The following is a 24029-nucleotide window of genomic DNA, read 5'->3' as shown; positions in this document are numbered from 1 at the left end:
ACATTTTGGGGGACTAGCATTTTATGATAACAGTCATGTTGATATGGCTATATGTAATTATCACAACATACCTGGTTGGCTATTCTTTTCTTAAGATGATGTCATCATGGCCGGGTATGGCTACCCTTAAAAATGGAATTGTCAAAAAATATAAGACACATTTCAGGGAGTCTTATATTGTCACGGGAATTGTCGTAGTAACAGTCTTTTCCGAAATCTTTAGTATTTTCCAGGGCGTTGGCTTAAAAGCTAATATTATTCTTATTTTATATTGTGTTGTGGCGGCTGTATATTACAGAGAAGAACTTTTAGAAGATCTTCAGGATATGCATCATGTCCTCAGCTCTAATCTGGATGGAATATTCTATATTCTTATCTTTTTGCTGATGGCATATGGCACATCCCACGGAATAATGCACTATGATTCAGATCTTTATCATGCACAGGCTATCCACTGGATAGAAGACTATGGTATTGTCAAAGGCTTGGGCAATCTACATGTGAGATTGGCCTACAATAGCGCATCATTTGCACTGTCAGCTCTTTATAGCATGGCTTTTTTAGGCGGACAGTCATATCATGTTATGGCTGGTTTCTTTGCTCTGCTTCTTGCTTGGCAGTGTCTTGATATCAAAAATGTGGTAAGGCGTGGACATATTGTTCTTTCTGATTTTGCAAGAGCAGCAGCTATCTATTATCTTTTTACTATCTATGATGAGATGGTAGCGCCTGCGTCAGATTATTTCCTTCAGACCATGGTTTTTTATACCATAATACACTGGCTTGATATGTATGTAAGGCATGAAAAATCTTATGTACCTTATATTCAGCTGACTATGTTAGGTGTGTATGCAGTTACTATCAAGCTTTCAGCAGCGCCAATGGTTCTTTTGGCCATAATTCCTATCTATATGCTATTCCATGATAGGACAAAAGAGAAAATGAAGGCCTTTGGTATATCTATACTTTTAGTGCTCTTTATTGTGCTACCGTTCCTTACAAGAAATGTGATCATATCCGGCTGGGTACTTTACCCCGTAACGATCTTGGATTTCTTCGGCTTTGATTGGGAAATACCAAAGGGAGTCGCAGAGTTTGACGCTCTTGAGATAAAGACCTTTGGACGAGGCTATAATGATGTAACAAATTATGGGCATGTAACCATGAAGGAATGGGTTCCACATTGGTTTAGCAGCCTTTCTATGATGAACAAGGCTATGGTCGTATTGGCATTAGTTGCAATAGTGATCTATATTGTTTGCTTCTTATATTTTCTTTTGGCTGCGTCAGAGAGAAAAACACATAAGTTAAACAATAAGGTCTTTGAGATAAGCCATAGAAGTATGCTTAATCTTGCAGATTTTTTGACGATCGGCGCTACTCTTATCGGGTGCATGATCTTTTGGTTTATGAGTGCTCCACTTATCAGATACGGCATAGTATATGTGTGGCTTGTAGTAGCGGTTGTCCTTGGAAGAATGTTTATCCTGTTAAGTAACAGAGTAGATAAAAAGGCTAAAGACTATATGCTCAAGATATTTGTGGCTCTTTTAGCATTATGGATCGTATTTAAGGGAATAAATCTTATAAGAGATGAGTATCCTAGATTTAATGCTAAGTATTTCCTTGCGCAGCAGGATTACGGCACATATGAGACAAAGACTTTTGAAATATCAGGGGTAACCTTCTATTATCCGGCAGAAGGAGATCAGATAGGATATGGACCATTTCCGGCAGCGACCCATGATCTTTCAGAGGAAATGGAATTTATCGGCAAGAATATCCATGATGGTTTTAAGCCGAAAGGTAAATAAAACAGGCCTTTGACGATAATTTAATAAAAATACAATTTTAACTATAAAAAATAAATTAACAATTGATTCTATTCTAAACAATGTATTAAGAATAGCCTAAATAACGTTAATAAAGGACTTCTGTGCTCCGAAATAAAGTATCATAAATATACAGAAATGATGAAACAGTAGATCACCATTTTGAAAAGAGGTACTTTATGAGGAAAAAGAATATAAGGACCTTAATAATGTTAACGACTATAGTGCTTATGCTTTTTGGAGCATATTCCTTTGAATGCAAGGCTGCAGGAGCAGATGATGTTCTGGCATATATGAATGCAGCAAGAGCAGAGGCTGGACTTCCAGCTTATACAGTTGATGAAACACTTCAGGAAGCGGCTACAACTAGGGCGGCAGAGTGCGCTTCAAGGTTTTCTCATACAAGACCAAATGGAAAAGCTTGGCATACAGTTTCCAGTGCGGCAAAGGGTGAAAATTTGGCGCATGCAAGAAATGAAGAGCAGTCCAATCCTGAAAATGTAGTACTTGCATGGCTCCTTAGTCCAAAGCATCAGGCAAATGTCATGAGAAAAAGCTTTTCTAGCGTTGGAATAGCTTATTATGACAATGGAAACGGAGATATCTATATAGCTTGTGAATTTAAATGATCAAAAAAATAAGGCGATGCAGATTATCTGCATCGCCTTTTATAATGCCTGTTCTTATCTTTCGGCACGCATTGGATTATGAAGGAAATCTTCATAAGCAAGCTTGATACCGTCATCGAGTTCTGTCTTATAGGTCCAACCAAGATTCTTTGCTTTTGAAACATCAAGAAGCTTTCTTGGTGTTCCGTTTGGCTTTGAAGGATCCCATCTGATCTCACCAGTGTAACCGATGATTGCTGCAACCTTTTCTGTGAGCTCTTTGATAGTAAGCTCTTTTCCTGTACCAGCGTTGACTGTCTCGTTTCCACTGTAGTTATTCATAAGGAATACGCAGAGGTTAGCAAGGTCATCAACATAGAGGAATTCTCTAAGTGGACTTCCATCTCCCCAACATGTTACGTAAGGAAGGTTCTGCTCCTTGGCTTCATGGAAACGTCTGATAAGAGCTGGAAGTACATGTGAATGAGTTGGATGATAGTTATCATTTGGTCCATAAAGGTTAGTAGGCATAACTGAAATGTAGTCAGTTCCATACTGTTTGTTGAGGTATTCACAGTACTTAAGACCAGAGATCTTAGCAAGTGCATAAGCTTCGTTGGTCTTTTCAAGTTCTGAAGTAAGAAGACAATCTTCCTTCATTGGCTGTGGAGCCATTCTTGGGTAGATACAGGATGAACCTAAGAACTCAACCTTTTTACAATCATTCTTCCAAGCTGAGTGGATAACGTTCATTTCAAGGATCATGTTGTCATACATGAAATCTGCAAGAGCCTCTGAGTTACCCATGATTCCGCCAACCTTAGCAGCTGCAAGGAAAACATATTCAGGCTTTTCTTCTGCAAAGAACTTCTCAACCTGATCCTGTCTTGTAAGATCAAGCTCTGCGTGTGTTCTGGTTACGATATTGAAGTAGCCCTGTTTCTTTAATTCACGAACGATTGCTGAGCCAACCATTCCTCTGTGGCCAGCAACATATATTTTTGCACCGTAATCCATCATATCTGTCACCTTCTTTTTTATTTATCAATACCCTTTTCAAGGAATTCTGCAAGATTGAATTCTACATGTTCGTTAGCTCTTTCAACTGCAACCTTAGCCATATCATGCTCAACCATGATCCTTACGAGATCTTCGAAAGATGTTGACTGTGGATTCCAGTGAAGCTTCTCTTTTGCCTTGGTAGGATCACCCCAAAGGTTAACAACATCTGTTGGTCTGTAGAAGTCAGGAGATACCTCAACAAGCACCTTACCTGTAGCCTTGTCATAACCCTTTTCATCAGCGCCTTCGCCCTTGAATTCAAGTTCGATACCGGCATAGTGGAATGCAAGCTGAGCGAACTCTCTAACTGAGTGCTGTACACCAGTAGCGATTACGAAATCTTCTGGCTTGTCATTCTGAAGGATGAGCCACATACACTCAACATAATCCTTAGCATAACCCCAGTCACGAAGACTTGAAAGATTTCCAAGGTATAACTTGTCCTGTTTTCCCTGGGCAATTCTAGAAGCAGCAAGAGTGATCTTACGTGTAACGAATGTCTCGCCTCTTCTCTCTGACTCGTGGTTGAAAAGAATACCTGAGCAGCAGAACATGTTGTAAGCTTCTCTGTACTCCTTAACGATCCAGAAACCATAGAGTTTAGCAACTGCATATGGGCTGTATGGGTGGAAAGGAGTCTTCTCGTTCTGTGGAACTTCCTCAACTTTACCGTAAAGCTCAGATGTTGAAGCCTGATAGATACGGCATGTCTCAGTAAGACCACACTGACGAACAGCTTCAAGGATTCTTGTAACACCTACAGCGTCTACGTCTGCTGTAAACTCAGGTGAATCAAAAGATACCTGAACGTGAGACTGAGCTGCAAGGTTGTAGATCTCGTCTGGGCGAACCTTAGATACGATTCCAATGATGCTCATTGAGTCACCAAGGTCACCATAATGTAAATGGAAGTTAGGCTTTCCTTCAAGATGAGCGATTCTCTCTCTGTAATCTACAGAAGATCTTCTGATTATTCCGTGAACGTCATAACCCTTTTCAAGAAGGAACTCAGCAAGGTATGAACCATCCTGGCCTGTGATTCCTGTAATAAGAGCTTTTTTAGCCATTTTTTTACCTCTCAAATAATCAAATGTTTAATGTTCATAATGATTATATTTAGAGAATAATATAAAAGCAATTCATTTTCTTGATTTTGATTTGCATTATCTTGATATGAAAATTATACTATATAAAACAGAAGAGAAAATATGAAAGGAAGCGGTAAAATGGGCGAAAAACTATTTCAAGGTGAGTATGTATCCTCTGACAGATTGCTGTATACTGCCTCGGAATTTGCAAAAAATAATCTCATATATTTACAGGAAATTGGTAGTTTAAAAGCTCAAAAAACGCACATTAGTAAAAGACAGAATCTGTCTTCGTTTTTATTTTTCTATGTAAAAGAGGGAAGCGGATACCTTGACTATGAAGGCAAACTCTATGAGATTGAGGCCGGAGACTGCGTATTTATCAACTGCCAGAAGTCGTATTCTCACAGAACTTCTAATAATCTTTGGAGATTGGAGTGGATACATTTTAATGGAGAAAATGTACTCCCTATATATATGAAGTATGTGGACAGAGGTGGTCAGCCGGTATTTAGACCAGAAGAACTGGGAATACCAAAAGAAATATGGAAGAAAATAAATGATGTGGCACATTCAGCGGACTATATCAGAGATATCAGGATCAACGAATACTTGTCTGCTCTTATGACTTTTTTGATGTCATTTAGCTGGAATCCGGAAGCTAAAAGATCTGATCCAAATACAAAATCATTGTATGATGTTAAGGAATATATAGATACACACTATTCGGAAAAGATATCGCTCGATATGCTATCGGACCTTTTTTTAAAAAATAAGTATTCTTTATCAAGAAGTTTTAAGGAACAATTCGGAACATCTATCATAAATTACCTATTGGTGGTAAGGATTACCCATGCCAAGCAGCTACTTAGATTCACAGATATGACAGTGGAAGAGGTGGGGGCTGCCTGCGGAATAACTCCCTTATACTATTTCTCAAGGATATTTAAGCAGATTGAGGGAGTAAGTCCTTTAGAATTCAAGGCTGGATGGAAGTAATGCTATTGTTCGTTGTTACCATTCACAGTTTGGGGATAGCCGCTGGCTATTTCACTGGGGCCGTGCCCTGCCACTGCCTAGTCTAGCTAAGTGGGGCCGCCAGCCTAAAGTTTATTTTTGAGAATCTCTGAGGATTTTTCTATGTTCATGAGCGTTATATTTCTTACTTTAAATTCTGTTTTTGAAACACTGTCTGAGTCTTTGATGCCATTTTTGCTGTAAAGTTTTGTTTTGCCCTCATCAAAAAAACGATACTTTTCTATGTGCTCATGCAGCTTTTGTTTTAATACGCATGCTCTTGCTACAGACTTGCAGGGCGGAATTTATAATAAGTGGTCATAGGAGCTACGCTCCAATAACAGGAAAAGAGGTGATCTCGCAAGCTAGCTTGCAGAGTCACCTCTTATTCCTGTTTACAAAGCCCGCCAAAAGCGGGCGTGACCACTTATATAAATTCTTATCGCCCTGCTTCAAACAACGCAAACCGCATGCGCTTCAAAAGCTGCTTATGAGCACAAAAAAATGGCGTTTTTTGACAATCGTTCAAACCCAAAACTTTACATGCAAAAAATGGCAATCAAAGGCGAGTTTGTTTCAAAGAATTTAAAGTAGGAAATATAATGCCATGAACATAAAAATCCAAAGGATGAACAAAAACAAACTTTAGGCTGGCGGCCCCATTTAGCTGAATTAGGCAGTGGCAGGGCGCGGCCCCAGTGAACTAGCCAGCGGCCCCCAAAACTGTGAATGGTAACTGTTCGTTGAAAGACTTGGGCAATAAGTGTAAAATATTGGGTAGGATTGCCTTACTATGCAATCAGATAATTGACGCGTGGAGATTGGCACATGAAAATTTTGAGCATAATAGTACCTTGTTACAATGAGCAGGAGAATATTGTGGATTTTTATGATGAGCTTCTAAAGAATGAGGCTTATTTTAAGTCCCATGATGTGGATATGGAAATCATATATGTAAATGATGGTTCTAAGGATGGAACAGTAGCAGAAGTAAAAAAGCTTCACGAGAGGGATGAGAGAGTTCATCTTATCAACTTCTCAAGAAACTTTGGAAAAGAGTCTGCTATGATAGCTGGTCTTGAGAGAGCAAAGGGTGATTTTGTTGCAATCATGGACTGCGACCTTCAGGATCCACCAGCTCTTTTACCACAGATGTATGAAGCTATTGTTAATGAAGGCTATGACAGCGTAGCTACCAGAAGAGTCAGTAGAAAAGGCGAGCCTCCTATCAGGTCATTCTTTGCAAGAATGTTCTACAGGATCATCAACAAGATGTCCAAGACTGAGATCGTAGACGGCGCAAGAGACTACAGACTTATGACCAGACAATTTGTAGATGCAGTCCTTTCTATGGGCGAATACAACCGCTTTTCTAAAGGAATCTTTGGATGGGTGGGCTTTAAGAATAAATGGATCGAATTTGAGAATGTTGAGAGACAAAAAGGTGAGACTAAGTGGTCTTTTTGGAAGCTTTTCCTCTATGCTCTTGACGGAATAGTTGCATTTTCAACAGCACCACTTGCAATTGCATCATTTATGGGTGTGCTGTTCTGCTTGCTTGCTTTTATATTCATAATCTTCATTATTGGTAGAAAGCTCATGTTTGGAGACCCTACAAGTGGATGGCCTTCACTTGTATGTATTATTTCACTTGTTAGCGGCGTACAGCTGTTTTGCATCGGTATTGTGGGACAGTACCTGTCCAAGACTTATCTCGAGGTCAAGAAGCGTCCATTATACATTGTTAAAGAGGAATTATAATGGTAAGTATTGTTGTTCCAGTCTATAATGCAAAAAAATACATAGCAAAGACCATAGAAATGGTGGAAGCTCAGACTTATAAAGACTGGGAACTTATTCTGGTTGATGACTGCTCAAGGGATGGAAGCGCTGAATATATTGAAGAACTGATATCTTCTCAGGCAAAGAGAATCAAACTAATCAAAAAAGAGAGAAATGAAGGTGCCGCAGCTGCTAGAAACACAGGAATCGATGCTGCGATCGGCAGATACATAGCTTTTTTGGATGCAGACGATGTATGGCAAGCAGATAAGCTTGAAAAGCAGATTGCCTTCATGGAAAAAAACGGAGCCGCTTTTTCTTTTCATTCCTATGAGTTTGGAGATGAAGAAGCTAGACCTACAGGTAAAGTAGTACATGCTCCTAAAACGCTAAACTTTAGGCAGGCTCTGTCAAGAACGGTTATTTTCACAACAACTGTTATGTTTGACACTGAGAAGATAGACATGGAGATCATCCATATGCCGATGGTTCCAAGTGAGGACACTGCAACTTGGTGGAGAATATTAAAGAGCGGGATCATTGCTTACGGAATGGATGAGAATCTTGCTATTTACCGTAGACCAGCCAAATCGCTTTCATCAAATAAGCTTTTGGCCATAGAGAGAATATGGTTTTTGTATAGAAATATTGCAGATCTCTCTGTATTAGAATCATTATTTTATTTTGGAGGATGGGCTGTCAGAGCAACTCTTAGGAGAATCTGATAGCTAAAAGGGGATCATATGAAACACGTAGAATCAGTAAAAAGAATCCTTGTTTTATTCCTTGGATTTATTGGACTGTGCGTGCAGACAGCTGTATACGCCTGTTTTTGGTTTAAGACATATTATCCAATAGTTTCTGCTAATCGTATCAGCGTTGACGGATATAATCTTGGAAGTGGACTTAAGCTTTACTTCCGCGGACATTTGCTTATTTTAGCAATCTATTTCATATTGCTTTTATTCTTTTCAAACACATATGGTGGCCTTAAGATTGGATATCTTAAGCCTATGGATGTGTTCTTTTCACAGATCTTCGCATTATTTATGGCGAACTTCATTTCATATTTCCAGATAGCTCTTTTGAGAAACTGGCTTGTTCCAGTGCTCCCAATGTTGGAGATATTTGGAATTCAGCTTGTTTTGTCTTTTGCATGGGCCTATGCCACAAATGCCATTTATCGAATGATATTCCCGCCAAGGAATCTCCTTCTTGTTAATGGTAAATTTGCTGCAGATGACATTATTCGCAAGTTCAATACCAGAAAAGATAAATACAGGATCATCAAACAGATGAATATATCTGAAGGCATTGAAAATGTCTACAAAGAGTGCCTTGGAGATTATGATGGCGTCATTATCTGGGATGTTCCTAGTGAGTATAGAAATGGTCTTGTTAAGTACTGCTATGGTCGTAACATCAGAATCTATGTAATGCCAAAGATCACAGATGTACTATTAAAGGGATCTACTCAGCTTCATCTTTTTGATACACCGGTTCTCTTACTTAGGGAATATGCTATCAAGGTTGAACAAAGAGCAATAAAAAGAGCTTTCGACATACTGCTTTCTTTGATACTGATCATACTTTCTTCACCAATAATGCTGATCACCGCTATCATCATCAAGGCATATGATGGTGGCCCTGTGCTTTACAAGCAGGTTAGATGCACTATCAACAGACGAGAGTTCAAGATCATGAAGTTTAGAAGTATGAGCGTTGATGCTGAAAAAGATGGAGTTGCAAGACTTGCATCCAAGAACGATTCAAGAATAACTCCTATCGGCAAGTTTATCCGTTCATGTAGGATTGATGAGCTGCCACAGCTTTTTAATATCCTGGTTGGTGACATGACGTTCATTGGACCAAGACCTGAGAGACCAGAGATCATAGAGCAGTATCTTGAAGATATGCCTGAATTTGCTTTCAGAATGAAAGTGAAGGCTGGACTTGCAGGATATGCGCAGGTTTATGGAAAATACAATACTACACCTTATGATAAATTAAAGCTTGATCTTACATATATTGAAAATTATTCGATTTGGCTTGATGTCAAGCTTATGCTGCTTACAGTAAAGATACTGTTTACACCAGACAGCACAGAAGGTGTTGATGAGAATCAGACAACAGCGCAGAAGTAAGATTATCATTCTGGAGAATGCTTATGGACAGAACATTTCAGAGACATATGGATGAAGAACTTAATTTAAGGAGCTTTTATTTAAGGCTTATCAAAAAAATATGGATCATTCCGCTGGCGGCATTGGTGGGAGCATTTTTATGCGGCGGAATATACACTCTTGTGAACGTTACTTTTGGCCCTGCCAGAAGCTATAGCACAGAGTCCAAGCTCTACATTAAGTTTGCTTATGATGAGCAGGCAGGAACTTTGGTTGACTATTACAATGCATTTACTTGGAACTTGCTCATGTCTACTGATGACATTTTACCTATTGCTATGGAAAATCTGCAAAAGGCTGGAGTATCAAAGGAGCAGATTTCGGAGCAGGAAGTTATTGATTCTGTAAAAGCAGAGATTCCTTCAGATGTAAGGCTCCTTTTGGTGACTGTTACGAATAATAGTCAGGAAGATACTGATTTGATAACAGATGCAATCGATGAAGCGTTGGTAAATTATGGAAATACCAATGAGGCGTTTGATTCGATCAAGCTTATTGGCAAGACAGATTCTGCTCTTGTGACCTACACAGATAGGACTTTCGTAGCAGTAATCTTTGGGGCGGTTTTATTTGCAGTAGCGGCAGTTTTAGTTCTTTTGCTAGTAGATGCCCTTGACGATTCGGTCTATGTTCCTGAGGACTGCGAAAAGAGATATAAATTGCCGGTACTTGGAGTGCTTTTTGAAAATAATTCAAAGGACGCTTTCTTCAAAAACGAATTGCAGGCAGCTTATGAGAAATATATTGCTGGTGCGGAGAGAGTTGTGCTGATTGCTTCAGACAGCGTAAAAGATGCCGAGAATTCCAAAAAGGATCTGGATTCACTTAAAAAGGCATTAGGAAGCGGCTTTGATAGTCAGTTAGATAAAGTAACAGCCATGGAAATTCCTGGAAATGTGCTTGATAACTACAGAAAGATTGGTGCATCTGATGGTGTTATTCTTACAGTTCCAGCGGGAAAAAGATGTGGAAGCATGAGCGAACATATTATAGCTCAGCTAAAGAAACATGAATGTCCTGTGCTTGGAATTATTCTGGTTAGAGCTGATGCGGGATTCCTTAGAAGATACTACAGAATAAAGTGATGGAAGATAATATGAGCAAAAGACTTCAAATGCTGATATCAGCAGTGGACAAAGATAGTAAAAGTCTGCTGGAACAAATGAATATTGAGTCTGACGCTGTTTTAGTCAATCAGTTCATTAAAACTGATGGAGATAATTACGAGGAAGAGTTTCAGCAAAATGGTCACACAGTCAAAGTAATCGGCAGAAGAGAAAAAGGTGTTGGCTTATCAAGGAACACTGCTCTAGAAAATGCAGACCATGAGATCATACAGTTTGCTGATGATGATATAGTTTATGATCAGGGCTATGCTGAAAAGATCTTAAAAGAATTCGATGATCACCCAGAAGCTGATGTGATCATGTTCAATGTAAAGGCACAGGAAGGTAGAGAAACCTACTGGAATGAGGACTTTGCAAAAGTAACATGGAAGAACTACGGAAGATATCCCGCTTACGCCATCTGCGCTAGAAGAGACAAGCTTGTCAGTAGCGGAGTTAAGTATTCTTTATTATTTGGTGGCGGAGCTCCATACATGAATGGAGAAGATAGTCTCTTTTTACATGACTGTTTAAAGTCAGGACTGTCATTATATAGGACCACAGTAGCACTTGGACATGAAGTTTCAGGTGAGTCTACATGGTTTAATGGTTACACAGATAAGTTCTTTTATGACAGAGGTGTCTTATATCACTTTTTGTATGGATCATTTGCTAGCATTCTTGGTTTTAGATATCTGTTTAACAACAGAAAAACCATGTGTGTCAAAAAAGGATTATTTAAAAGTTACCATTTATTAAATCAGGGCATCAAACATGCCAAGACTTTAAAGAAGGTATAAATGATAGTATATTTGCCACTTACAGCGGTTGTTCTTATAACAGCAATGCTTGTGAGAAAAACACAATTTAATATATGCTATGGACAGGTAAAAAGGCAGAATGTTGTTAATGTAATAGCAGTTGTTATCATATTCTCATGCTTATTTTGGGTGTCTGCGCTACGTGTAAATGTAGGAAATGATTATGCCAAGTATGTTGAATTTATGCATTTGGTGTATTCAAGAGCCTATGTTCCTACGGAGGCAGGATTTAATGCGCTTACATATGCAATCTATTATCTTAGCGGCTTTGAAAATTATATTTTGGTCTTTGCTGTTATTGCTTTCTTTACTATTTTGTTTTTTATGAAGGCAATCTGGGATCAGAGTGAGTGGTTCACCTTTAGCTTTATGATGTTCATGCTCCTTGGCTATTATTTCCAGTCCATCAGTACCGTGCGTTATTATTTAGCTTTAGGATTGGCGCTGTATTCCATTAAGTTTGTAATGGCAAAAGACTGGCCAAGATTTTTGATGGTGGTACTTATTGGTGCACTTTTCCATAAATCACTTTTAGTTGTTCTGGTGCTTTATCCTATAGCAAGGATGAAGTGGAAGAGATGGATGTATATTGCAGCTGGCTTTTTCTGCGTCTCATGTCTTTTTTTACAGGATCTATACCTGAAGATAGTGGTATTCCTGTATCCTTCATACAAAGATACAGAGTATCTTACAGGTGGAACGAGCTCAGTTAATATAGCAAGATGCGCAGCTATACTTATTTTCTCTCTAATATTGTTTAAGGATGTGGTTAAAGAAAATAGAACCTACCTGTTCTATTTCTACTGCAATCTCATGGCGCTTGCCCTTTATGTGTTTGGATCATTTCTTCCTATCATCTCAAGGATCGGGTACTACCTGACAGTAACTCATATACTGTTTGTTCCAGCACTTATACTCCATATCAAGGATGACAGGATACGTAAGTGGGTCAAGATTGCAGCAGTTTTAGGATGTTTATTATATTTTGCAATTTACATGAAGAAAGCTCCTGATGATGGAGTTAGGATTTTGCCATATCAGTCAATCTTGTTTGACGATATGCCACTTACTCTGTCTGAGAGAGGATATTAAGGAGGTTTCGGATGAAAAGACCTTTTTTCAACATAATAGTAGTTTCATATAATCCGGGTAAAAAGCTGATCGAGACTATCGAAAGTATCAAGAAGCAGAGCTATACAAATTACCGCATTCTGGTAAAAGATGGAATGTCTACAGATGGGTCGATTGATAAGCTTAAGGCTAAGTTTGAAGTGACTGATGACTTCGAAGAGAGCAAGGATAAGATACTTCTTATAGAGAGTTGTGATAGCGGAATATATCATGGTATGAATATTGCAACCTCATATCTTGCAGAAAAGGCTTCAGATATTCAGGCTGGCGAATCACCGTCATATATCTTTTTCTTAAATTGCGGTGATACTTTTAAGGATGAAAATGTTCTTAGAAATGTTCATGAGTTCATTAACAAGAACCAGAGTAAAGAAGGAACTACAATTTCCTCCATTTATTATGGCGATATTTTTGAAATCACAACAGGCACTAAAGTGGCTTCCAATCCTAGGATTGACGATTACGCATGTTATCGAAACGTTCCTTCTCATCAGGCCTGCTTTTATGATGAGAGACTTATATACAAGAACCCATTTGACCTTCGATACAAAGTCAGAGCGGATTATGAGCAGTTCCTTAGATGCTTTTATAGAGAGAAAGCAGTACCTGTGTACATGCCAGTGATCATTTCTAATTATGAAGGCGGCGGATATTCAGATCAGAACAAGAAGATTTCTGAGGATGAAAGAAGAGAGATAATAAAACTCTATCTGACAGGGGCACAGATCAGAAAGTATGACCTGTTACGTGTCCTTACATTATCCAGACTCAGAACCTTTGTGGCTTCAAATAAAGTAACTGCTGGTGGTTACAATGCTATAAAGAATGCTGCTTATAGACTTAGAAGCGGCAAAAAGGAGAAATGAATTTGAAGATACTATGGCTTTGCAACATCATGCTTCCTGCTTATGCGAAAGCACATGGAATTCCTTTTTCTGTGAGAGAGGGATGGCTTACAGGATGCCTTGAGAAGTTGCATAATGCAAAGGATAATAAAATAACACTTGCTATATGCTTTCCTTTTGATAAACCCGATGTTAAGGAAGAGATAGATGGTGTGACCTATTATAGCTTCTACGAGGATCTTAATCATCCTGAAGTATATGATGGAAAGCTTGAGAATAGATTGCATGTCATTTTGGACGATTTTAAGCCTGACATTGTTCATATATTTGGAACAGAATTTCCTCATTCTCTTGCATTACTTAGAGCTTTTGGCAATCCAGACAGAGTTCTTTTAGGAATACAGGGAATTTGCGGAGTAATTGCAAAGGAGTATATGGCTGATATTCCTATTGATGTGCAGAATTCAGCAACCTTTAGAGACAGGATAAAGGAGGATTCTCTTCTGCAGCAGGTTGAAAAGTACAAGATAAGAGCTGAGCATGAGAGAGAATGCATCATGCTTGCTGGAAATATTACCGGTAGAACGGAATTTGACAGAAAATACACTTCGGAAATTAATAGCGAAGCTAAGTATTATCACATAAATGAGACCATGAGACCTTGCTTCTATGAAGGAAAGTGGGAGGAAAAGAATGCGGAGCCTCACAGCATTTTTCTGTCTCAGGGTGACTATCCGTTAAAGGGCTTCCATTTTATGCTTCAGGCGATGCCAAAGATTCTTGAAAAATACCCTGATGCACACCTTTATGTGGCTGGAAACAATATAATTGGTAAGGGTAAGAGCAAGTATCCTTATTTTATGCGTGCCAGTGCCTATGGTAAGTACATAAAGAGCCTTATTTCCAAGAATAAGCTCAAGAAAAAAGTTAAGATGGTAGGAATGCTTTCAGATGTGGAGATGAAGGAACAGTTCCTTAAGACCAGTCTGTTTGTGTGTCCATCTGTTGTAGAGAATTCACCAAATTCTGTTGGAGAAGCGATGCTCCTGGGAGTTCCGTTGCTTGCAGCAAATGTAGGAGGAATACCAAGTCTTGTTCAGTCTGGCAAGGATGGACTTTTGTTTGATAAGGGCAATGTTGAGATGCTTGCTGACCAGATCATTTCCATGTGGGATGAACCTGTTATATCTGCGGTTTATGGCGATAATGCCAGCAAACACGCAAGAGAGACTCATGACGCCAATGCCAATTATGAGAGGCTCATTGAGGTTTATGAATCTATTGTTAAGAAATAAAGAGAGGGATCATATTGGTTATAACCTTTGTATCTAACTACATAAATCATCATCAGATTCCTTTTTGTGAGGCTATGAAGGAGTTAATCGGTGACTCTTTTCATTTTGTACAGACTATGCCCATGGAAGAGGAAAGGATCAAGATGGGATGGGCTGTGGATCCAAAGGATTATTCTTATGTGGAGCTCTTTTACGAAGATAAAGAAAAGTGTAGTAGCCTCATTATGGACAGCGATGTAGTTATATTGGGCTGGACTGAGGGGTTTATCAGTGAACTGGAGGAAAAGAGGCTTTCATCTGGTAAGCTGACTTTTCGCTTAAGTGAGAGAATCTACCGCGAAGGGCAGTGGAAAGCTATAAGTCCTAAAGGACTTATAAGAAAGTATCACGAGCATTATAAATATAGAAAAATGCCGGTATATCTACTGTGTGCCGGTGCATATGTGGCTTCTGATTTTGAACTTATCCACTGTTATCCTGACAAGAAGCTTAAATGGGGATATTTTCCTGATAGAAAGATTGAGATTTCTCCCAAAAGATCTTTTGAAGGAAGAAAGATAAAGATTTCCTGGACAGGAAGACTAATAAAGCTCAAGCATCCTGAGTTTGCCGTAGAGATTGCAAGGCTACTTAAGGAAAAAGGGTACGATTTTGAGCTGACTTTCGTTGGCGACGGCAATCAAAGAGAAGCACTTGAGAAAAAAACGAAAGAATACGGCCTTGGGGAGCAGGTGAGTTTTAAGGGAAATCTTGATCCAGCAGATGCTTTCAAAGCAATGGCAGAGGCAGACATACAGCTCTTTACCAGTAACTATCTTGAAGGTTGGGGAGCTGTAGTAAATGAGGCTATGCAGTGCGGAAATGCAGTAGTTGCATCCTATGAAGCTGGTGCCGTTCCATTCCTTATACAGGATGGAGTTAATGGACTTTCCTACAAGAACGGCGACTATAGTGAGTTCGCGAAAAAAGTCTTGTATTTATTTGAAAGAAAAGATAAAATTTTGCAGTTTGGTAGTAATGCAAAAAAGACTATAGAAGAAGTCTGGAACGCGAAAAATGCTGCAAAAGAGCTCCTTAGGTTCTCTAATGAGTTTTTGGAGGGAAGAAAGCCAAGTTTTTCTCCTGAGGGTCCTGTCAGCAAGGCTGAGATAATAAAGCCTGCTGGTATAAAAAGGTGTTTGCAGGAAGATAATCATTTAGAATGAGGATATTATGAGATTTATTGACGAGTTTTTTGAAACAAAATTTAAGATCTTTGGAGTAGAGATAAAAATTTTTGACCTGCTCTTTTTCACCATCATTTCATGTCTTGGATTGGTATTTAGACTTTCACTTTATGACATTGTTTCTGGTGATTACAAGCTTGCATTTGCTGATTGGATGAGAGAGTGCCATGAAGCAGGCGGATTTGCATATCTTGGAATCAAGCCAGGTGTCAGTGATGCCAGTACTTTTGATTATAACTGTATGTTCCAGTATATTATCGTGATCCTTCACTATATTGGCGGTGGTATCAGCGATATGTATCTGGTAAAGACAGTTTCAGTAATATTCGATTATGTGTGTGCTGTTACTATTATGAGAATTACTTTTAAGGCAACAGAAGGCAATGTGACAAAGTCACTTATTGCCTATGGCGCAGCTATGTTTCTTCCATCTGTCGTGCTCAACAGTGCAGCATGGGCACAGAATGATGCTATATTTACATCATTTGTCCTTTTGTCACTTCTTTATTTCATGAAGGGCAAGGACAACAGAGCATTCATTTACCTTGCATTTGCTTATAGCTTCAAGCAGCAGGCAATCTTCTTTATGCCATTTGTAATAATCATGTGGCTCAAGAATAAGATAAAGATCAGATACATTTTCTGGATTCCAGTTGTACATTTTGCAGCTATGATTCCTGCAGCAATTGCTGGTAGAAGCTGGGGAGATCTTCTTGGTATTTATGGTAAGCAGGTAAAAATGTTCTCCAGACTTACAATGAATTATCCAAGCATTTATACCATTATTACTTCAGATCTTTCAAAGGCAACCCGTTCAATACTTATCAGTGGTGGAACTATGGCTACTGTGATCATTCTCGGAATCATTGCTTACTATTCATACAAGATAAAGAATGAAGTAAGCTTTGAATATATGATAACACTTGTTATATTTACTGTAGAAGTATGCTGCTTCTGTCTCCCTGCTATGCATGAGAGATATGGCTATCTCCCTGAGATCTTAGCTGTAGTTTATGCAGTTATCAATGTTAAGAGAGTGCCAATATGTGCAGCACTTCAGATGATCACTATGATGACCTACGCAAGATATCTTTTCGGCTCAACAGTAACAACTCTTTGGCCACTGTCATGCGCAATGCTGGTGATCATTATGATCATTGGATATGATCTCTATAGACAAATGAAAAAGATGGAGGCTTCTAATGTCTGAGTTTACTCAGAAAATATCGGTAATCATACCGGCATATAACATTGAAAATCTTTTACCAAAGTGCGTCAGATCTGTAGCTCAGCAGGATTATCCAGCTGAGCTTCTTCAGATTATAGTGGTTGATGATGAATCAACAGATGGAACAGCTAAAGTTGCTGATGATCTTGCAAAAGAGTTTTCTAATGTGGAAGTTTATCATCAGAAAAATGGTGGTTCCAGTAGCGCCAGAAATTTGGGCATAGCACATGCGACAGGTGAATACATCGGATTTGTAGATAGTGATGACTATGTTGATAGCAGAATGTATAGTTCATTAGTTGACGCTGCTGTCAGAACTGGCGCAGACATGGTTCAGATCTCAAGAGACGAGATATCAGAGGATGGAACAAGACGTCCTGATGTAGTTATACCTCCAGAGCAGGAAACAGAAGTATCTCCAGTAGAGCATCTCAGGACACTTCTCATGCACACAGGTGATGCATCTTTTTGCACCAAGATCACCAGAAAAGCTATTTTTGATAGGGGGCTTAAGTTCCCTGAGGGCGAGCTTAATGAGGATTTTTATCTCATGATCCATGCTCTTGAATACGTTAATAAGTTGGTTGTTTTGCCATATCAGTATTACCATGTCTTTTACAGATCAGGAAGTAATTCAAGGCGCAAGGCCGAAGACAAGGACTATTTCCCATCTGTTTATACTGATATAGTCAGAAATTCTGATGTAGTACTTGAACTTGTTAAGGACAAGCATCCTGAACTTGTGCAGATAGCAGAGAGATTTGGCTACTATCAGAGGCTGGATTACTTATTGCACATTCCAGTTAGCAAAATGGAAAAGAGCAATGCATTTTATCTTGAAGTTGTAGGATATATCAGGAAAAATTACTTTAATATCATGAGAAACGGATATTTGACCGGTAAACAAAAGCTTTATTTGAGCATATTAGCGCCTGCACCTAAATTTGTTAGGAAGCTTCATGCGAAGATAAGGGGCTTATAATTTATGAAAAAGATTTCTATTTACCTTATCATGTTTATAGCACTGCTTGTGAGTATCTATTATGGTGCACAAAAGTCTGGCTTTCATGAGGATGAGTACTATACTTATTTCTCGACCAATAGAAGCTTGGGGTTGTACCAGCCAGACAGAGAGTGGCAGGACAAGCAGACTATCCTGGATGAGTTTGCAGTTAAAGAGGGAGAAGGCTTTAACTACGGGCTTGTTAAGCTTGTTCAATCTTGGGATGTTCATCCACCTTTTTACTATTTTGTTTTCCATACGATATGTTCTTTTGTTCCTGGAGTATTTACAAAATGGACAGGTATCATAACAAATTTAATAGCATTTGTTATTTCAATGCTTGTGCTATATGCATTGATGGAGAGGCTTAAAGTACCATTTCAGATACAGCTCCTTACGATGGCCTTTTGGGGACTTAATCCTCAGACCATTTCCTGTAACATACTGATCAGAATGTATGCATTTTTAACAGCAGCGGTATTTGCCTGTGCATATTTTCATGTGAGACTGATCCAGGATTATGGCAGATATAGAAAAGATATGAAAAACTATATGCTCAAGTGGCTTTTGCCGATCATGGCTGTATCCTACGTGGGCTTTTTGATCCAGTATTTTTACATCTTCTTCTTTGTATCTATAGGAGTTGCAACAGCTTACTGGCTGTTCTTTAAAAATGCAGATCTAAAGAACGCTTTGGTTTATGTTTGTGGCTGTGCAGTTAGCCTACTATTGGCGGTATTAACATATCCAGCCAGTGTAAGGCACATGTTTGGCGGCTACAGAGGAAGCGATGCGTCAGGAAGCTTCTTTGATATTTTTAATACAGGGCTTAGGGTCAAGTTTTTTGTGGGACTTTTAAATGACTATGTATTTGCAGGAGGACTTATATTCATAGCTCTTTTCATAGCCATATTGATAGTTGCTGGAATATTTACTGGCAAAAAGTATAAGCTTTTAAGACCGGAAGTTGTGATATTAACTGTAGGAGCAGTTGGATATTTCCTTCTTACAGCCAAGACAGCTCTTTTGGTTGGCAGTGCATCTAACAGGTATGAGATGCCAATTTATGGAATCATTATCATGCTCTTATTTTGGGACGTGTATTACACTGTTAATTCTATTGGGCAAAAGAGCTATGTATATGCATTTATGGTTGCGATGGTAGCTTTTTTGATAAAAGGTCTGATGATCGATGGAAATGTGCTCTTCTTGTACAAGGAGGATGTACCTAAGATAGCGTATGCCAGAGAACATGAAGATAACGTAGCGGTTGTTATGTATAATCCTGCGACGCCACATAATGTTTGGAGGCTCACAGATGAACTTCTTCAGTATGATAAGGTTTTCTACATGAATGAGGAAAACACAGAAAAACTTGTGGATAAAGAGGTGACTTCAGCTGATAAGATAGTTCTTTATGTGGCTGATGATGACCTTCAGCAGGAAGCTATAAACAATTTGGTGGATTCATGCCAGAATATCAGTGGAAAAAGCTTCGTTTCTGACGAGGAAATGTGGGTAACCTATGAGCTTGATTGAGTACATGATATAATAAAATGAAAATGAGTAAGATTGAGGGCATAATTTGATGAGAGCAGCAGTAATAGGAGCAAGTTCAGAATCTATATACGCTATCAGCAAGGCTAAAGAGCTTGGGCTGGAAGTTATTGCATTAGATGGAAATGCGGAAGCACCTGGTTTACGCGAGGCAGATGCTTCCTTTGTTGTAGATATAAGAGATCCACAGAAGGTTTTTGAGATACTTGATCAGAACAAGCCTGACATAGTGCTTCCTGTACCTATCGGAAGGTACCTTACTACCACAGGTGCGGTGAATGATCACTATAATCTGTGCGGAATCTCTTTTGATGCGGCTAATAACTGCACTGACAAATATGAGTTCCATAGACTGTTAAGTGAAAAGAATCTTAGAAAAGCAGAAATGTACTTAATTTCTGCAGGTACTGAAAGTGCAGATGCGGATGAGCTTAATTTCATGTATCCAGTTGTAGTTAAGCCAAGATTTGGTTCAGGAAGCCGCGGAGTTAAGATCTATAATACTAAAGAGGAACTTCAAAAAGAGTTTTTGGCAGAACTGCCATTTGAAGAGGATTATTGCATAGAGACATTCGTTGATGGTCCGGAATATGGCGTAGACGGTGTTTATGTTGATGGGAAGTTCAAGCTTATACTTCTTAGAGGTAAAAAGAATACTAAACCTCCATATAGGGAGTGTGTTGGCTATTATTCTATCATTGAGGCTCCTGAAAATGCTGAGTTTATCACAGCTGTAAAGAAGCTTATGCAGGAAGCCGGTGAGATTCTTGGATTTAAGAATAACCTGGTGCATGCAGATATCATAAAAGATGTAAATGGAAAGCCATTTATCATCGAAACTTCCGGACGTCCATCAGGGCACAATCTCCATAACCTCTTTACACCTATGGCAAGTGGGGTTGATGTTATCTCAGAGTTTATCAAGCTTGCTGTACCAGCACTTGGTCTTAAATATTCATTTGAGCCAAATGTGGATAAGAAGATGATCATCAGATATTTTGACTTTGAAGATGTCAGGATCAATAAAGTCCCATCCAAAGAGGCTCTGATGAAGAAATATCCGCTGCGAGCTTGGAATTGCAATATAAAGAGTGGAATGTATTTAGGAAAAGTTACAAATGGTGCGTCTATCATGGGAAGAGGCTTCTTTATCCTGGAAGCATCTGACACTTTTGCCCTTGATGAATACGCCGCAGCCATCAAAAGCGAGTTTGAAGTGGAGGCAGTAAAATGAGCTGTGTTGCCATTATTACAGCCAGAGGCGGAAGTAAGAGAATCCCTGGCAAGAACATAAAGAATTTCTGTGGAAAACCTATTATCGAGTATTCTATAACAGCCGCTATTGAAAGCGGCGCATTCGATGAAGTAATGGTTTCAACAGATGATGAGAAGATTGCCGAGGTTGCTAGGAATGCTGGAGCCAAGGTTCCTTTCATGCGCTCAGAGGATACTGCCAATGACTATGCTACAACAGATGAAGTTATTGCAGAAGTACTGAATAGATACAAGTCAGAAGGCAAGATTTTTGACAGATTCTGTTGTATATATCCTACAGCTCCTTTTATTACTCCTCAGAGATTAAAAGAAGCTATGGATAAACTTGATGAGCACGAATCAGTTACTCCAGTGGTTGCTTTTTCATATCCACCTCAGAGGGGCTTTATCATTGAAAATGAGAGACTTGTTCGTAAGCATCTTGAGCATGCTCTCACAAGATCTCAGGATCTTGAAAAGATATATCACGACAGTGGACAGTTCTATGCCTGCAGGACAGATGCTTTCTTTAGAGACAATACAACTGATGTAGATGATATGGTTGCTGTTATCCTTAGCGAAGATGAAGTTCAGGACATTGATACCTTTGAAGACTGGAAGATTGCTGAGCAAAAATACAGAAATCTTAAGAGTGCGTCAGAAGAAATGACAAACATGTCAGGCGAAAAGTTTGATGATTCAAAGCTCAAGACTCCTTATTACAGAGTGGATGAATCTCTTTTAAATGCTGATATCAAAATGCTAAAAGACGCACTGAATAAGGATTGGAATAATTACATCTGTTCTTATTCGGTTAAGACTAACTCACTTCCATGGCTTCTTGCTCATTTAAAGGAAAATGGCTTTTATGCAGAAGTTGTTTCCAAGGAAGAATATGAGCTCGCTCTTAGACTAGGCTATAGAAAAGATCAGGTGATCTATAATGGACCAATAAAGGATAAGGATGCTTTCTGTGAGATTCTCCTTGCAGGTGGAATCGTAAATATGGATTCAAGCTATGAACCACTTTGGCTTGAAGAACTTGCTAATAAACATAAAGACAGGTCTTTTGGTATTGGTATCAGAGTCAACTATGATATCTCTACTATTATTCCTGACGAAGTTCTTGCAGACGAGGAAGGAAGTAGATTTGGCTACTGCTACGAAAATGGTGAGCTTGGGAAAGTCATTGATAAAGTGAAGAGCTTTCCAAATGTTAAGGTTGCTGGTCTTCACCTTCATTCTTCTACAAAGTCACGTTCACTTAATGCCTATAGAGCTCTTTCTCAGGTTGCTGTTCTAGTGGCAAAAGAGTATGAGCTTGATCTTGACTATGTGGACATGGGCGGCGGATATTATGGCGGCGTAGAAGGTAAGCCTGATTTTAGAAGCTACGTTCCTGCAATCAGTGAGGAACTTTCAAAGTTCTTTGATGTGAATAAGACAAAGCTAGTAATGGAGCCAGGTGTATCTATGGTTTCATCTTCATTTAGTTTTGTAACGAGTGTTATTGATACAAAAGATATCAGAGAACATAGATATGTTGTAATAGACGGAAGCCGTGTGAATCTTAATCCACAGGTTACCAGAAGATGGTATCCTCACAGGTTTGAGTATGCCGGCGATAAGGCTTCTAGAAATAAGATGGATTCGCAGATGATCTGTGGTGCCACATGCATGGAGTACGACAGATTGTTTAATGCAGAAAATGAGGTAGAGCTCAAGACTGGTGACAAAGTTGTATTTACTAATGCCGGAGGATACACGCTTTGCCTTACACCTCTTTTCATACATTATTTTCCAGCGGTTTATGTTAAAAAGAGTGATGGAACGGTTTTTGAAGCCAGATTTCCATGGACTAATGAAGAATACATGATGAAGAATCATTTCCAGGGAGGTTTTTAAATGCCTAGATTTGAGCTAAATCAGAGGGTTAAACTGGCTGATCACTATATTGGCAAGGATGATCCTGTATATATTGTTGCGGAAATGTCTGCCAACCATAACAATGACTTTAACAGAGCTATAGAGATCATTCACGCAGCCAAAGAGGCTGGTGCTGATGCTATTAAGCTTCAGACCTATACAGCTGACACCATGACTATTGACAGTGACAAAAGCTATTTCCAGATAGATGGTGGAACTTTATGGGATGGTATGACTCTTTACAAGCTTTATCAGCAGGCATATACACCTTGGGAGTGGCAACCAAAGCTTATGGAAGAAGCAAATAAGCTTGGACTTGATTGCTTCTCAACTCCTTTTGACAAGACATCTCTTGATTTTGTAGAACAGATGAATATGCCAGCTATCAAGATCGCATCCTATGAGATCACAGATATCCCGCTTATCAGAATGTGCGCAGCCAAGAAAAAGCCAATCATACTGGCTACAGGTGTTGCTACACTTGATGATATCAGACTTGCTATCGAGGCCTGCATTCAGGAAGGAAACAAGGATGTAGTGTTGCTTAAATGCGTTTCTGCATATCCTACACCTTATGAGGATGTAAACCTCAATATGATAAAGGGACTTGCTGATGAGTATGGCTGCATAATGGGACTTTCTGATCACACCATGGGATGGACAGTTCCAATTGCCGCAGTTTCATTAGGAGCCAGAATGGTTGAAAAACATCTGACGCTCAGAAGAGCTGATGGCGGCGCAGATGGTGCATTTTCTATGGAGCCGGAAGAATTTGCTGAGATGGTAAAGAGCATCCGAATTGTTGAAAAAGCTCTTGGAAGCAGCAAGTACAAGCTGACCCCGGCTCAGGAAAAGGAAAGAGAGGGCGCAAGATCTCTTTTCATAGTAGAGGATATCAAGAAGGGCGAGAAGCTTACTGCTGCAAACATCAGATCTATTAGACCTCAGCAGGGTAGCGGCCTTCCACCGATTGAGTACGACAATGTTATTGGTAAAATAGCTTCTAAGGACCTTTTTAGAGGCGAACCTCTCAAATATGACGATTTCTGTTAAATAGCAGGAGGA

The 24029-nt window shown here is 39.2% G+C and carries 20 protein-coding genes; 18 read left to right on the top strand and 2 right to left on the bottom strand.

Annotated features, from left to right (window positions below; all coding sequences use genetic code 11):
* Positions 1 to 23: 23 nt before the first annotated feature.
* Together bhn_RS12870 and bhn_RS12865 are read left to right on the top strand one after the other, a co-directional pair.
* Positions 24 to 1814 (top strand): LIC_10190 family membrane protein, encoded by a 1791-nt coding sequence (locus tag bhn_RS12870; RefSeq protein ID WP_071177072.1) that lies wholly within the window; start codon positions 24 to 26, stop codon positions 1812 to 1814.
* A 197-nt stretch (positions 1815 to 2011) separates the two neighbouring features.
* Complete coding sequence (locus tag bhn_RS12865) at positions 2012 to 2461, top strand: CAP domain-containing protein (protein ID WP_071177071.1); 450 nt, start codon at positions 2012 to 2014, stop codon at positions 2459 to 2461.
* 54 nt (positions 2462 to 2515) lie between these two features.
* Here the strand turns inward: bhn_RS12865 and bhn_RS12860 are convergent, their stop codons facing one another.
* Positions 2516 to 3457 carry a GDP-L-fucose synthase family protein gene (locus tag bhn_RS12860; RefSeq protein WP_334293130.1) on the bottom strand — a complete coding sequence of 314 codons (942 nt, stop codon included), beginning with the start codon at positions 3455 to 3457 and terminating at the stop codon, positions 2516 to 2518.
* Positions 3458 to 3477: 20 nt separating this feature from the next.
* Complete coding sequence (gene gmd, locus bhn_RS12855) at positions 3478 to 4569, bottom strand: GDP-mannose 4,6-dehydratase (RefSeq protein WP_071177069.1); 1092 nt, start codon at positions 4567 to 4569, stop codon at positions 3478 to 3480.
* A gap of 159 nt (positions 4570 to 4728) precedes the next feature.
* Between gmd and bhn_RS12850 the strand changes: the two genes are divergently transcribed.
* From bhn_RS12850 to pseI, 16 genes are all read left to right on the top strand, one after another.
* On the top strand, positions 4729 to 5589 hold the full coding sequence (locus tag bhn_RS12850; protein ID WP_071177538.1) for an AraC family transcriptional regulator: 861 nt from the start codon (positions 4729 to 4731) through the stop codon (positions 5587 to 5589).
* A gap of 846 nt (positions 5590 to 6435) precedes the next feature.
* Positions 6436 to 7368, top strand: a complete 933-nt coding sequence (locus bhn_RS12845) for a glycosyltransferase family 2 protein (protein ID WP_071177068.1) — start codon at positions 6436 to 6438, stop codon at positions 7366 to 7368.
* Positions 7368 to 8114 (top strand): glycosyltransferase family 2 protein, encoded by a 747-nt coding sequence (locus bhn_RS12840; RefSeq protein ID WP_071177067.1) that lies wholly within the window; start codon positions 7368 to 7370, stop codon positions 8112 to 8114. The genes bhn_RS12845 and bhn_RS12840 overlap by 1 nt, the downstream gene beginning before the upstream one ends.
* Positions 8115 to 8132: 18 nt before the next feature.
* Entirely contained in the window at positions 8133 to 9533 is a 1401-nt protein-coding gene (locus bhn_RS12835) for an exopolysaccharide biosynthesis polyprenyl glycosylphosphotransferase (protein WP_071177066.1), read from the top strand.
* Between the two features lie 23 nt (positions 9534 to 9556).
* A complete protein-coding gene (locus bhn_RS12830; protein ID WP_071177065.1) occupies positions 9557 to 10657 on the top strand; it encodes a YveK family protein in 1101 nt (366 codons plus the stop codon).
* A gap of 11 nt (positions 10658 to 10668) precedes the next feature.
* Positions 10669 to 11478: a glycosyltransferase gene (locus bhn_RS12825; RefSeq protein WP_071177537.1), complete on the top strand. Its 810-nt coding sequence runs from the start codon at positions 10669 to 10671 to the stop codon at positions 11476 to 11478.
* Entirely contained in the window at positions 11479 to 12591 is a 1113-nt protein-coding gene (locus bhn_RS12820) for an EpsG family protein (RefSeq protein WP_071177064.1), read from the top strand.
* Between the two features lie 11 nt (positions 12592 to 12602).
* The gene (locus bhn_RS12815; RefSeq protein ID WP_071177063.1) at positions 12603 to 13496 is read left to right on the top strand and encodes a glycosyltransferase; all 894 of its coding nucleotides are present in this window, start codon (positions 12603 to 12605) and stop codon (positions 13494 to 13496) included.
* A gap of 2 nt (positions 13497 to 13498) precedes the next feature.
* The gene (locus bhn_RS12810) at positions 13499 to 14770 is read left to right on the top strand and encodes a glycosyltransferase family 4 protein (RefSeq protein WP_071177536.1); all 1272 of its coding nucleotides are present in this window, start codon (positions 13499 to 13501) and stop codon (positions 14768 to 14770) included.
* 74 nt (positions 14771 to 14844) lie between these two features.
* On the top strand, positions 14845 to 15975 hold the full coding sequence (locus bhn_RS12805) for a glycosyltransferase family 4 protein (RefSeq protein ID WP_236845930.1): 1131 nt from the start codon (positions 14845 to 14847) through the stop codon (positions 15973 to 15975).
* A gap of 7 nt (positions 15976 to 15982) precedes the next feature.
* Entirely contained in the window at positions 15983 to 17206 is a 1224-nt protein-coding gene (locus bhn_RS12800; RefSeq protein ID WP_071177061.1) for a hypothetical protein, read from the top strand.
* Positions 17199 to 18206, top strand: a complete 1008-nt coding sequence (locus bhn_RS12795) for a glycosyltransferase family 2 protein (RefSeq protein ID WP_071177060.1) — start codon at positions 17199 to 17201, stop codon at positions 18204 to 18206. Before bhn_RS12800 ends, bhn_RS12795 begins: the two co-directional genes overlap by 8 nt.
* A gap of 3 nt (positions 18207 to 18209) precedes the next feature.
* Positions 18210 to 19766: a hypothetical protein gene (locus bhn_RS12790; RefSeq protein ID WP_071177059.1), complete on the top strand. Its 1557-nt coding sequence runs from the start codon at positions 18210 to 18212 to the stop codon at positions 19764 to 19766.
* 49 nt (positions 19767 to 19815) lie between these two features.
* Complete coding sequence (locus bhn_RS12785; protein WP_071177058.1) at positions 19816 to 21018, top strand: ATP-grasp domain-containing protein; 1203 nt, start codon at positions 19816 to 19818, stop codon at positions 21016 to 21018.
* The gene (pseF, locus tag bhn_RS16085) at positions 21015 to 22943 is read left to right on the top strand and encodes a pseudaminic acid cytidylyltransferase (RefSeq protein ID WP_083385989.1); all 1929 of its coding nucleotides are present in this window, start codon (positions 21015 to 21017) and stop codon (positions 22941 to 22943) included. The genes bhn_RS12785 and pseF overlap by 4 nt, the downstream gene beginning before the upstream one ends.
* Complete coding sequence (gene pseI / locus bhn_RS12775) at positions 22944 to 24017, top strand: pseudaminic acid synthase (protein ID WP_071177057.1); 1074 nt, start codon at positions 22944 to 22946, stop codon at positions 24015 to 24017.
* The last annotated feature ends 12 nt before the right edge of the window (positions 24018 to 24029 follow it).

The sequence above is a fragment of the Butyrivibrio hungatei genome, from assembly GCF_001858005.1.
In the GTDB taxonomy this organism is placed as follows: Bacteria; Bacillota; Clostridia; order Lachnospirales; family Lachnospiraceae; genus Butyrivibrio; species Butyrivibrio hungatei.
The sequence above is the reverse complement of the archived record's forward strand: the minus strand, read 5'-3'. Positions and strand labels throughout refer to the sequence as shown.